This window comes from Salirhabdus salicampi (assembly GCF_024259515.1).
In the GTDB taxonomy this organism is placed as follows: Bacteria; Bacillota; Bacilli; order Bacillales; family Alkalibacillaceae; genus Salirhabdus_A; species Salirhabdus_A salicampi.
On record NZ_JANBWE010000001.1, the window covers coordinates 1,128,444 to 1,142,009 of the forward strand.

The window sequence follows — 13,566 nt, forward strand, 5'->3', positions numbered from 1 at the left end:
TGATAAAGATTATCAATAGAAAAGAGAGGCCCTCCAAACCAATAGAGAGCCTTTTTATATATAAAGCCTTTTTACAATCAGATTAAGGTACGACCTACAATACGAGTCAGTAAAGGACAGTTTTTATGGAACAGCCTCTGTTTTATCTAATTGAGCTTATAATACAGATGAAATGACTAGAATTTACCTAGAACATTTCCCAGGAATTCGCAATTTATTATTTAAATCGGATTTTAAATAAATTAAGATTGTTCACATAATATAAAAGAGTTGATTTTCGATAACCTGTGGACAGTATTAGACAATTGAATTGGGATAAGTATGCCCTTTTCGAAAATGTCTAATATTGTCTCTATCAGAAATCAACTTTTTTTTACTTTTATATCTCTTTTTTATAGCGAGTACGCCATGAACCTGAAATTCAGGGTAGCGACAGTAATAGTGATGAAGGTGTGAAAAGACACTTATAGCCGCTTATGTAAGGAAAGGGTAATTTGACGATAGATTTTTTAATGCAATTTATGGTACTGAAAAGGAGCGATGATTTTATGCATGAACTAGTTATAGTATTAATCGATAAGGAGCAACTGAGTGAATATAAGCTTAAATCTTTACTTTCTACTTATGAGGCAAATAAATATCCAAATGAAATATCTTGGGAACGAGAATGTGAGTGTGTAGGGAAAGAAGCAAGACGAAAAGCACATAAAATTGCTAAAGATGCTATCGGCTGGCTTGGGGACAAGCATAAAGAATTACGTAAACAAGCACGTATTACAGGTCATTTTAACAGCTTAGAATGGGAGCAATTTCGACAAAAGTGGGATGATATATATAATATCACGTACAAGAGTCACCCCAAACGATATACACCTGATTTGGATTGCTCAGTGTGCAACGGTATTGGTTGGTATATGGACAAACTTGACCTTCATGAAAGATGGGATTGGTGGGTGATTGGTGGCCGATGGGATGGATTACTCACAGGAAAGGAAGATATTGAACTGGAAAACACGTTAGAAAATAATACGATAGAATTTCAGGATTTACCAGATGGGTTAAATCCGTTATCTTTTATTACCCCTGATGGCATGTGGATTGATGATCCTTATCACACGATACTCGGAGATCAGAAAAATGAAAAAGAACTATGGAAAAAGGATATACAGAAACTTAAAGATACATATCCAAACACATATGCAGTAGCGGTAGATATCCACTATTAATATACCGTTTACATTAACTTGGTTATGAGTTCATCATTAACTAATCATATTTCTACGAATAGTCCTTACAATATAAAAAATAATACCAATAAAGGCTAAGAATGGAATGATAGCACCTGGTTGTGATATGAAGAGAAATAGATACATTAAGCCAATTCCATATAAGATTAACCTTCCAATTCGTTTAAAGGTTAAGTAAATGTTCATTGATCCGAAACTATCTTTTCCTTTTACTTTATCTTTAATTAGTAATGCACGTAAAGCATAGATAAGAAGAGCGCCTCCATAAACTATAAAAACAGTTATTGCCATTGTCCTCCGTCCCTTTCAAGGTTAAAAAATCATTAAACTATTGTTTAATGTATTAAAATTTGGTAAATTTATAGTACATTAGTTATATTTAACCATATAATAAAAATATTGTTTAGGGCAAACTTATTGAAAAATAAGGACGCAAAGCCATGGGTCTAAGGTTGCATACGTAACTACGACTGCCAGGTTGCACATTTCTTTAAAGAGGTAGTCCCTAACATTTTTATGTTGGGGACTTTTATTATGGATTTAAACAGTTAAAAAAGTGAGCTTAAATATTAAGGAGTGAAAATATATGTCACAGAAAACAAAAACAGACAGTAACCAAAGTACTAATGTTAATGATGTATTTGATGAAACTGAAGAGAACCTATATATTGAATTCCAAAAAATCGTTGAACATTTAAGTCAAGAAATTACCAGAAATGTTATGGCATCAATTGTATCAACACCGTTAGACGAAATATATAAGAAGTATGAAACATATATTCCCAAGCTTGAAAATTCAACTGAGAAGATTAAAATTGTATCTGATCAAATGTTAGAAACAAAACAAGATTTATATCAAAACATCTCAAAGCTTATCTTAGAAGTGAGTAATAGAACAATAGAAGACACTGTATTCACAAAATTAGAATCAATTAAAAATGAATATGAAAAGCAACTCCCTCTGATGGACAAAAATTCTAATGAATTACAAAAATTAATTAAAAAAATACAAGATACAAAAGTCGAATTATTTAATAACACTAAATCCATAATAGGGGAAGTTAGTAATAAGGTGATAGAGGAAGAAGTTTTAAAAAAATTTGATGAATTATATAAACAGTATGAAGTTCAATTACCAAAAGTCATAGAAACTAATGACCATATTGATAAATTGATAATCGAATTAAATGAAGCTAGAAAAAAAATATACTCGAATGTGAATGATCTCTATGATTCGTTATCCGATAAAATTGTAGATACTGTTAATGAAAAACTTAATGTGATTTATCAAAAATACAGCAAAAAAGTAGAAGAGCTTGATCAAAAACATGAGAGCTTACAAGAAGTAAATAGAGAGTTAAATAACACAAAAGTTGAGTTGAGAAGAAACGTCAATAATTATAAGTCGGAAATAGGTGCAATGAAAAAAGATATTGAATTGCTCCAAAATAACACAAATAAATTAAGAGAAAGCTTAGAGGAAAAATTAGATTTTCAAAATAAGATAATAATAGGGTTAGGCATAGTTGTGATCATTTCACTAGTTATCTAAGATAAATTGAAAGGAATTAATAATGGTTAAGCATAAAAATCAAATGAACACCTCTAACAAACATATAAAAAATTTAATATCTATAAAAAATAGACAGTTACTAAAGTATAGAATGAGGAATCATTTTCATGCCTTACAGGAAGAAATAAATAATACAATTAAGAAAATAAATTCGCAAGTCAACCATGAAAGTGCGAAACTAGTACACCCTATGCTGCAAGATTTAACAGCTCTTAGTTTTAAAATAAAAGAACTAACAGAAGGATTAGATAAGAAATTCGAATTATTTATCGTTGGTATGGGTAATTATGGAAAATCCACTTTAATCAATGCATTACTTGAACAGAATGTAGCTGATATGGATGTAAGACCAAAAACTTGGAAAGTTGACGTGTACGATGCCACTCTAAATGATGGGAATTGTTTAATTGTCTATGAAAATGGAGAAACAGATTACAAGTCTATTGAGGAGACCAAGCATTTTATAGATGAGGAAGAGCAAAAAACAAAACTGAGTAGAAGGACAGTTAAAGCCGAGTTAAAAAAAGTCTTGCCTGAATTAAAGACAAAAGAAGCGATTAAAGAAACGGAAGAATATCTTAAAAAAGAGTTTTTATACCAATCAAATGTAGTTGAAGTAAGATGGCCAATAAAGACTAACTATTTATCCCAAAAGTTTATGGTTGTTGATACTCCGGGTCTTGTTCAAGAAAACCTTTCTGGAGAGACAATTGTAAGTGTACAAAAATACTACCATAAAGCAGACGGAGTTATCTGGATACTTGATGCAACTAAGTTGGCTGCAAAGAAGTCCAAAGATATGATTGATGAACTAGAAAAATCATTAAAAAAAATCGGTGGAAAGACGGATAATATAATTACAGTTTTAAACCGAATTGATTTAGTAAGAAGAAACGGTGGAAAAGAAGCAGAAAACAAGGTTTTAACTGAAGCAAATAATGTATTTGGGAAACATTTTAAAAACTTTATATGTATATCCGCGAAGCAGGCTTTGGATAGTATTACTAATAATGATGGACAACAGAAAAAAGAGAGTGGTATCGAAAAACTAATTCAAGCTATAAATGCAAATTTCTATGAAAATGCACAAAAAATCCAACTTCAAAGTAGAGAAGTAGGGATTAAACAAATTTTACATAACGCGACAGATAATTCTTTTCCATTAAAGTTATATTTAAATAGATTGAGAGATGAACAACAAAAATATAATGATAGAAAAGAGTCTATTCTTTCCAAATATAATACAGTTAGGAAAAGTTATAAAAACAACCTGAAAGATATAATAGATACTTTTCTTCAAAATACTGAAATTCGTATAAATAATCATGCTCAAGTATTATTTGAGTTGGAGACTGACCATGAAAGAGAAAATTATATAAAAAATTACCTCTTCTGTCTTGAAGAATTACAACCCGAATTAGAAAATTTTCATAAATATTGGATCAACGAAATTGAAAGCTTGATGAAACAATTAGTTTATGAAGTAGTCTTTACAGAATATCAATATATTGATACAGACTCACTAAATAAAATGTTTGAAGATATTGATAAAGTTTCTCAAAGCAACCTGTCGTACAAACTTAATTCAACAACTTTAGAAACTGATGATCTGAGTTTTGTGTCGGGTGCAGGCTTTGCTGCAATTGGTGGGTTAATCTTTGGACCAATTGGTTTATTACTTGCAGGTCTTACAAGTGCTCTAGGGATTAATAAAGGAATAGCAAAATTGTTTAAAAGCGGTGGATTAAAAAGGGACTTAAATAAAGCAATAAATACACATGTAAAGGATGTGAAAAATTCAATCCTAGAGGATCTAGATTTAAAAAAAGAAAAAGCTAAAGACAACGTATTAAAAGATCTTAACAATTCTTTTATCAACCTACATGGTTCTTTTGAATCAAGTATTGAAATAGAAAAGTCCTTGAGTAATTTATATGAAGCTTTTGAGAAGCCACTTGTTTATCCGGACATAAAAACGATATTAGTTAATGACAAGCAAAAAATAGGCAAATTGAGGTGTAAAAATGGATAAAGTTCAAAATATAATAAAAGCTAAAGAGTCAATGGATCAATCTCCTTTAAGATATAAAATAAAAAATAACTTAAAAGCGCCTTTTGAAATAGATGAAAATTTTCTAAGGGATGAAGCTGATAAAATGAATAAGTTAATAGAAAACATGGATTCATCATTAAGGGTTGTTATAATGGGAGAAGTTAAGGCTGGAAAATCAACACTTTTAAACGCATTTTCTGGAAGTAATGTTTCTCCAACAGATATTGCAGAGGCAACAGGTACAATTATAGAAATTAAATATAGTCCTAAAGAATACGGAAAAATTACTATGGATAATAATATAATTGAGGATAATCCAGATGTAATCTATTCCGAATTACAAAATAATAATAATAACCAAAAGTTTTTTGAGAATTGTATTAGTGTTGAGTTTGGCTTCCCGTTCACAAACTTAAAAAATTTCACATTGGTTGATACACCGGGCTTAGAAACTATCACTGAAGAAAATTCAAACCGAACAAAAGATTATATAGCTAATACAGATGTTGTACTATGGGTTTTTAATGGACATCATCTTGGTCAGGCAGATATTGAAGAAGCATTAATTGAAGTAAATCGTTTTGGTAAACCAATTATAGCAGTCATAAACAGAATAGATGAGATGGACGAGGATCCAGAAATTCTAAAAGAATATTTAGATGAAGAAATTGGGATGTTTGTTGAAGAAATCATACCTCTCTCTGCTTATAAAGCTAACAAGGCAGTACAATCAAATGATACTAATTCATTAAAAGATTCAGGATTTACTCATTTGATGGAATACATTAATAGTAATATAAGTTCAAATTCAGATGAAATAAAAAATGATGTAATTATAAAATCAGCTAAAGCCTTATTAAATAGAGACCTACTTATCCATGAAGAGTATATAAAAACACTTGGCTTTATTCAAGAGCAAGTGGAAAGGATAGATAAAAAGATAAATATGTATAGTGATAGAATTCATAAGCATATACTATACCAGTTCGAAACATGGTATAAAAATGAATTTCTCTCAGTTGAAAGAGAAGATCTTAAAAACAAAATTAAACAATCTGGAATCTTTAATTTAAAGAATGATAAAAAGGAAGTAGATTATCAGCTGCAGTCTATATTTTCAGAAGAATATATATCCGAGAAACTAAATAAAAAAATAAATAATTTAGATGAACTTTATATTGATGAGTGGAAAGAAGCTGTTGAGAAGGTGAAAAATGAGGTTCAGATAGAACTAAATGAATTTAAAAATGAAGCTGAGAAACAATTAGAATTGAAACTTAATAATAACTCTGGATTAAAGGATGGAGAGTCGGACTTATTAAGTGGTGCTTCAAAAGGGGCATGGTTAGGCGGAGCGACTGGGGCTGCCTCAGCATTTTATGCAGCAGCATTAGGTCCAGCAGCCACTACTGTTACAGCAGGTATGGCAGTAACTGCTTTTTTACCTCCCATGTTGTTAATTGGTGTAACAATTGGAGCAGTTTCTTCCGCTTTAAAATTCAAATCAGAAAAAAGCTTAGCTGAGAAAAATATTGATGATATTTTTATAAGTGCCAAAGAAGAACACAAAAATGAACTCTTTAATTCAATAAGTGAAAAATATATAAAGCAAAATGAACAAATTAAAGAAAATATTAATTCCTTAATTATTAAATCATTTTTGAACGAAGTAGAATCTGAAGAAGTAATATCTTTAAAAATTCAATTAGAAAAATATCTTTTTGAGACTAAAAAAACCATCGAAGAGTTTAACTTAATTGAGGCTTAACATCAAAAAATTAAAAAAAGTTAAGAATAAACCTCCTGGTTTTTGGAGGTTTATTCTTAATGTTAAATAGATGGAGGCTTATATATGAATAGTGTGACGCTAGCTGAGTCGTTACTAGTAATGAATAAGGAGTCATTAAGATTTTATTATACATTAGTACATGACTCCAATATTGTAAAAATGTTAATTCCCTTTGCAAAAGAAAAAATGAATAAAAGTGGTAAATCAGAAATAATGGAAATGGTTAATAAAAAAACTAATAAATATAAATATACTCCTAATTCTCATTTGCACAAAATGCTATTGAGAGAGTTCGAGGATTTATATAAAATTCCATATAGAAAATTATACACTAAACAGGATGCAGCAGATCAGTGGGATAGAATTATCAATGCTATGTATTATGAAATGAAAAAGAAAAATAAGAAGTTTGCTGCTTATACTTGTAACGAAAATACTCCTATTGAGCAAATTATAAAGTTTCAAATGCATAACTTAATAGAATCGATAGAAGATCAAGAGCTAACTGATGAACAGTTACATCAAATTGGTGATTCTTTAGAAAAGTTTCTACAAGAATTACCCGAGAAACAACAGAAGCAAATTGCTGAAAAGTTAGGAATTAACGAAATAACCAGTTCTTCAATTCGTCAGTTAATTGTCACTAATGGGTCGGCAGTAGTTTTTGTTGCAATTGTACAAGTTGCAGGTTTTGCATTTTATACAACATTAACAACTATAATAGCCGGAATATTTGGTTTAATAGGTATAACCCTCCCATTTACAGTTTATGCAACATTGACATCCGCTGTTGCAGTTATTGCTAATCCGTTATTTGTCATTCCCACTCTTCTTATAGGAGGTGGTGGAGTTCTTAAATGGCAAAATAATAAATTGAGGCAAGCGATTGCACCAGTGGTTATAATGCAAATAATGCTTGGCGCTAATCCGACAATGAAGCCAGATTGGGAGGCTTTTTTAGATGGATAAGGAACAATGGAGAACTTTTATTAATTTATGGGAATCCGGGGACTATGATAATGCAGTTAAATTACCTCTTGAAAATCAAGAACTAGGAAGTAGCGCGGTAATAGATAAACTATTTAGAAAGGATTCTTCAACTTCTACTTTGATAATAGGGATCTCATTAATTGATATATTTTATGACTATTTAATGGTTAATCCCGATGTTATCGATGCAATTAATTTTGCAAGAGCAGAAGATTTAGCTAACTTCTTCTCATTTCAACAGTTCGCTGAAGGTTTTGATTTTGAAAATGTGGGAGAATTATCTCGATTAAAAGGATACACTGCAGAAAACTTAGTTGCGTTAGAGTTGCAAGGTAAGGGCCATGATATAAGTTTTCCAGAAACCTCAAATCAAGAAGGTTTTGATTTAATTGTCGATGGACAGCCTTTTCAAGTTAAATGTTTATCTGAGCCGAGTGGAGTGTACGAACATTTTCAAAAATACCCGGATATCCCTGTTATAGCTAATAAAGAACTTATGGAAACCTTAGACGATCACCCATTAGTGTATGGGACAGAGGTTTCAAACCAATTAGTAATAGAGACAACAAATAATTCATTAAAACATGCAGCTGAATTAGGGAAACTTGATATTCCGATTATTACAATGGCTGTATCCAGTTTATCAAATGGCTATAAGATAATAGCTGATGGATTGGAAGTCCGTCTTGCAAGCCTTAACATTGTTAATGAAACAGTTTCTAGAAGTGTCGCAGCTTTTGCCGGTAAGGGAATTGGAGTTGTTATTGGTCCTGCATTTGGACCAGCAGGCCTTGTAGTGATGCCAATGTTCTTAGGACTCGCAGGTGCATTCAACGGAGGTAAAATAACAAGTCAAGTTAAAAAGTTATATACTAGAAAAGAAAGAGAACTTGTATTAAACAATTTATACGATCTAGTCAATAAGGTATTAGAGGCTTTACCAAAAAAAGAAAAGCAACGCGAAGACACCTTTACTAAAGTAAAACAACGAATTACTAATCATCAGGTATTGAAGCACATTTCACATTTATTAGATAATAAACATGAAGAAAGGCAAAAGTATTCATCTAATAAAAGAAAAGAATTAGAAAAATGGCTTGATAAGATTTCAAAAAAATTTGATATTGAAACAGATACTTATCATATATTAGATACTGTTATTAGAAGTCAAGTGCATCCTCATATTTATCAAGATGAATTAAAGACATTAGGTCACAGTTATAGAAAATTACTTAGTATATAAAGCTTTTGGTCTAACAAAACTTTAAACATTTAAAAAACAAAATGAGTGAACAACCAATGGCTGTCGACAAATTAGGAAGCCGTTGGATTACTTAAACTAGTTAAATATTATATACCTAGTATTATTCCTAATTCATCAAAGATTCTCCTCCTGATGTCTTCTGGTAAAGGGATAGAAAATAAAGGAATCTTGGCTAATTAGTTTTTTTTAAAAAAAGTAAAATGGAAGTTGTTTTTATTAAAATACAAGTACAAATGCTCAAAATACATAATGCAATAAATGAAGGTAAAGATTATTACGAAGCTACAAGAGGGCATTGGGAATCGCACACGTACGTAATATAGTTTAAAATATATTATTGGGATTAATAAGGGATAGGTTTTTTGTGCGTATAAACCACTAAAATGGCATGTGTTGACTAATGGACCGGAGAAGGGGAGAAGTCACTTTGAAGGAGAAAGAAATTTACTCAACATAATTAACGTTATGTGAATTAGGCGGCAAGAGTTTTAAAAACAAACCTTTTAGTATTCTTTTTTACTAAATGAAATAACACACCCTGTCTGGCTAGAGTAGGTATGGGATTATTTCATTTACTGTTTAGCTACTGCACATCTTGCGGGTGATTATACATAGAGAGGATCAGCTACAGCTGATCCTCTCTTATTTATTATTCCCTTTATTTGAGTTGTAATTTAGATTAATATGTTGAATTTTGGAGGTCTTTAACAGTTATGGTCGAACTATAATAATAAATAAGAAATCACATGTCCCTGTAACCTTTTTAAAAGAATAAGAGGAAATCGATGAAGAAAGAGTTGTAAACTAACATCTTGATGTAATGACACGTTACAGTGGATCTATTAGCAATTGAAATCGATTGTTAGAGACCATTAACAATTGTGCCAGAAGGCAATAAACTTACGATTAAGTTTGCAAGAATATTAGATTACACAACAGTCCATTATAAAGCTCAATAAAAAAGTATTAAGAAAGGGGAAGTTATCTCATTATGTTAATCTGTTCAACTTGCAATAGTGATTTTTCTGAGATTCCTTTTGAATCAGTGAAAAAAGATTATAAATATTGTTGTTATGATTGTATCCCTGGCAATGAAAAAGAAGACTTTTATTTTATGGACTACGTAGATATTGTTACTGCTTATAGAAATTTTGATAAGGATTTTAAGAAACTTATCTCTTATGGAGATAGGGTTAATTTATCAAATGACATAGAATTTTCACTTTCAAATTACCAAAATATTTATTGGGGAGATGATGAGGGGGAGTATTTGCAAAAATTACTTTCAAAAAACTTATGTAAAACTCCTAAAACTTTTTGAAGAAGTTAATAAGTGGGTACCTACTCCATTAGTTTTTCCAGCAGTATATTTAGAATGGGATTATATTGAAAATATATCAAAAGATATTAAAGAAAAATTCATGGAGTATTTAAGTGATTTATTGATGAAGTTGGAATATATGGTGTCTTAGGGTCTAATTATACGTCAGGAAAAGACAGAGGTAGATGGGGTGAAGTTTACGCTTATGATCAGCCAAGGTTATTGTTCTTTGAGGAAAATCAAGACAGAAAAGAATTTGAAGAAGAATATGGTGATAGTATAGAAAAGTATGTAAAAGATTTATTTATGTTTGTTGACACCAATGCAAGATTTTGTGAGCTGTGTGAATGGTTTGAAGACGAAGAAGAATTTAGTTATGATGATAAATTAAACATCTATGTCTGTGGTCAAAGCATGAGATGCAGTTAGTATTTTCGAAATAGATTTTTATCTTTTCTAAGATAATGAAACAGGGGTAAGAAAGTTATTCCGAAGAATATAGAAAAAAATTGCGTTTAAACTAAAGCGAAATATATCTCAAGCTATCCTCCTATGAATTAGAGTGTCGTATAGTGTGTGCCATATAATTGACCTTGTACAGGATCTATCAAATTATCAAAGAACATCAAGTAGCAACCTGTTTGTTATGTTCTCTTGTGTAAATTCAACTTTTTTAGAGGATTTATCAAAATTATTATTATAGAATTAATCAATATATTTATATTTAGACAAAATGGATAACCCAGACAATTGTAGTAAATAATGAATTATTCATTATCATATTAAATTCGACTGCTTAGTTTTATTCATTAAGTTAGGGTGTGAGTACTCAAATGAAAAAAGCATTTTCTAAAGAGGTTATTAATCAACTAAAATACTATGTCTATATTTACTCGGACCCTGAGACAGGTGAAATTTTTTATGTTGGAAAAGGCAAAGGGAATAGGGTCTTCTCTCATTTAAAAGACCTAAATAATAGAGAAAAAAACAATACTATTCAACGTATATATGATAAAGGCCTTAACCCTAAAATAGAAATTCTTACGCATGGATTAGAAGATGAGCATACAGCACTAAAAGTAGAAGCAGCAATAATTGATTTAATCGGGAAAGAGAAGCTAACAAATAGAGTGCGTGGATGGCAAAGTGGTGTTTTTGGAAGAGTAGAAGTTAATAAGCTTATTTCTCATTACGAACGTGAGAAAGTATATATATGTGAGCCCTCCATTTTAATTCGTGTCAATAGGTTATTCCGTTATGGAATGTCTGACATTGAGCTTTATGATGCCACAAGAGGTATATGGAGAATAGGACATGATAGAGAAAAGGCACATTTTGCATTTGCAGTATTCGATGGAATTGTACAAGAGGTATACGAAATTCAGGCTTGGTTTAAAGCGGGGAGTACGTTTAATACCAGGGGTTCACTAGGCGATAACGAAAGATGGGAGTTTGTTGGTCATAAAGCAGTTCAGAGTATCAGAGAAAAGTATATAGGGAAATCAGTTGAACATTACCTGAACAAGAATGCTCAAAATCCACTTAAGTATGTAAATATTAAAGAAGGAAGCTAGAAGTTAAAAAACTATATTTTTTCCTGAATTTATTAAAAGTATGATTCTATAACTTAATAAGTTTGAAACTTATCTGATAAATTAAAGATGATTAATGAGGTGATAATACTATGTTTATTATAGATAAAAATAATAATAGAATCGCAAAGTTACAACAGAAATCTTTTTCAGAACTAGGATTTCGAGAAAGAGATCACCTGCAGGAATGGGTTGCTAATAATACAGAATCATTGGGTGAGGACCTTCTAATTATACAAAAAGAATTTAATGGTTTTAATGACACAAATGAAAGATTGGATCTATTGGCCTTAGATAAACAAGGGAATTTAGTAGTAATTGAAAACAAACTTGATGACTCTGGTAGAGATGTTACATGGCAGGTGTTAAAGTATGCTTCTTATTGTTCAAGCCTTACAAAGGAGCAAATTAAAAGTATATATCAAGATTATTTAAGTAAAAACTCTAATCAGCAGAATGCAGAAGAAAATTTAAAAGATTTTTTTGAGGTCGAAGATTACGAAGAGATAGTTATAAATAAAGGTTTAACACAAAGGATAATTTTAATTACAGCAAATTTCAGAAAAGAGGTAACTTCCACTGTATTATGGTTAATGAATTATAAATTAAGGATACAATGCTTTAAAGTTACACCTTATCAACTTGAGGACCAATTATTCTTAAATTTCGAACAGATAATTCCAATGAAAGATGCAGAAGAATACGTAATTAATATGGCAGAAAAAAACCAAGCTGACATTAGTATACAAGAGGAATCAAACTCCCGGCATAATACAAGAATTAAATTTTGGCAAACCCTTTTATCAAAAATGAATGAAGTTACTGATTTATTTAACAATATAAGTCCTTCAAAAGATAATTGGATTGGAACTGGAACTGGCATTTCATCTGTTTCCTATAACTTTGTCATGTCTAGAAGTTACGCAAGAGTGGAAGTATATTTGCAAAGGCCCGAGAAAGAAGAGAATAAATTCATCTTTGATGAGCTGGAAAAATTTAAAGAGGACATTGAAACGGATTTTGGAGATGCTCTTATTTGGGATAGGATTGATGATAAGAAGGCATCTAGAATAAAATATCAAAAGGACGATGTAAACGTTTTTAATGAAGATGATTGGCATAAAATGATTAACTTTATGGTAGATTCTATGTTAAAACTTGAACAAGCATTTAGGAATCCAATTTTTGAGGTTAGAAAGAAATTAATAGAAAAATTGTAAAGCAAGTTAATTGAAAACATATGAACGAAGAGGTGAGCATATTAACTGGAGGTGTCAATGTGCAATACCTAGTTAAAACCGTTGATGGTAAAACAATATTATTGGATGCAAAGAATGAAGTCGAGGCGAAAAAACAGGTACAAGGGAAAATTGAAAAGGTAGAAAAATTTATGGGGTTTAAGACACTCCCACCCAAACTTAACAGAGGAGACAGGAAGCATAAGTGAGGAGTATGCCATCTCCCCATTATCTGAACGCGTGCCGATATTTTACCGATCCTGTTTAATTAGATAAAATAAACTCTGAATAGTAAATTCGCAAAACATTGATATAGTAATAACTTTGAAACTACTCCCAAAAACTTTGATTAATATAATCAGGTCGAATTGTTGTGACTGCTAAACTAAATGTAACAGTTTCCGCTTGATAAGATTTAACACTTCTTGTCCATTAAGACTCTGGTGACTCTCCAAGAGATCCAGGAAAAAAACTAATTTTTCTTCTTAGACACTAGATA

The 13,566-nt window shown here is 30.8% G+C and carries 11 protein-coding genes and 1 riboswitch; of the genes, 10 read left to right on the top strand and 1 reads right to left on the bottom strand.

The features are described from left to right. Positions 1–548 precede the first annotated feature (548 nt). The gene (locus NLW78_RS05940; RefSeq protein WP_254496051.1) at positions 549–1,226 is read left to right on the top strand and encodes a hypothetical protein; all 678 of its coding nucleotides are present in this window, start codon (positions 549–551) and stop codon (positions 1,224–1,226) included. Between the two features lie 36 nt (positions 1,227–1,262). Here NLW78_RS05940 and NLW78_RS05945 read toward each other — a convergent pair whose 3' ends face one another. Continuing rightward, positions 1,263–1,538, bottom strand: coding sequence for a hypothetical protein (locus NLW78_RS05945; protein ID WP_254496052.1), 276 nt, complete (start codon positions 1,536–1,538; stop codon positions 1,263–1,265). Positions 1,539–1,644: 106 nt separating this feature from the next. Further along, positions 1,645–1,733: riboswitch (cyclic di-GMP riboswitch) on the top strand. A gap of 100 nt (positions 1,734–1,833) precedes the next feature. Here NLW78_RS05945 and NLW78_RS05950 point away from each other — a divergent pair. The 9 genes from NLW78_RS05950 (at position 1,834) to NLW78_RS05990 (ending at position 13,276) form a co-directional block, all read left to right on the top strand. Next, positions 1,834–2,799 carry a hypothetical protein gene (locus NLW78_RS05950; protein WP_254496053.1) on the top strand — a complete coding sequence of 322 codons (966 nt, stop codon included), beginning with the start codon at positions 1,834–1,836 and terminating at the stop codon, positions 2,797–2,799. Between the two features lie 22 nt (positions 2,800–2,821). Beyond that, entirely contained in the window at positions 2,822–4,852 is a 2,031-nt protein-coding gene (locus NLW78_RS05955; RefSeq protein ID WP_254496054.1) for a GTPase, read from the top strand. Continuing rightward, entirely contained in the window at positions 4,845–6,641 is a 1,797-nt protein-coding gene (locus NLW78_RS05960; protein ID WP_254496055.1) for a dynamin family protein, read from the top strand. The genes NLW78_RS05955 and NLW78_RS05960 overlap by 8 nt, the downstream gene beginning before the upstream one ends. 84 nt (positions 6,642–6,725) lie before the next feature. After that, positions 6,726–7,631: a sigma-70 RNA polymerase sigma factor region 4 domain-containing protein gene (locus NLW78_RS05965; protein WP_254496056.1), complete on the top strand. Its 906-nt coding sequence runs from the start codon at positions 6,726–6,728 to the stop codon at positions 7,629–7,631. Further along, positions 7,624–8,895 (top strand): hypothetical protein, encoded by a 1,272-nt coding sequence (locus NLW78_RS05970; RefSeq protein ID WP_254496057.1) that lies wholly within the window; start codon positions 7,624–7,626, stop codon positions 8,893–8,895. The genes NLW78_RS05965 and NLW78_RS05970 overlap by 8 nt, the downstream gene beginning before the upstream one ends. 1,012 nt (positions 8,896–9,907) lie before the next feature. Further along, positions 9,908–10,237, top strand: a complete 330-nt coding sequence (locus NLW78_RS05975) for a hypothetical protein (RefSeq protein WP_254496058.1) — start codon at positions 9,908–9,910, stop codon at positions 10,235–10,237. 833 nt (positions 10,238–11,070) lie between these two features. Further along, positions 11,071–11,811: an LEM-3-like GIY-YIG domain-containing protein gene (locus tag NLW78_RS05980; protein WP_254496059.1), complete on the top strand. Its 741-nt coding sequence runs from the start codon at positions 11,071–11,073 to the stop codon at positions 11,809–11,811. Between the two features lie 110 nt (positions 11,812–11,921). Then, on the top strand, positions 11,922–13,049 hold the full coding sequence (locus tag NLW78_RS05985) for a DUF4268 domain-containing protein (protein ID WP_254496060.1): 1,128 nt from the start codon (positions 11,922–11,924) through the stop codon (positions 13,047–13,049). 59 nt (positions 13,050–13,108) lie between these two features. Then, positions 13,109–13,276 carry a hypothetical protein gene (locus tag NLW78_RS05990; protein ID WP_254496061.1) on the top strand — a complete coding sequence of 56 codons (168 nt, stop codon included), beginning with the start codon at positions 13,109–13,111 and terminating at the stop codon, positions 13,274–13,276. Positions 13,277–13,566: the final 290 nt, after the last annotated feature.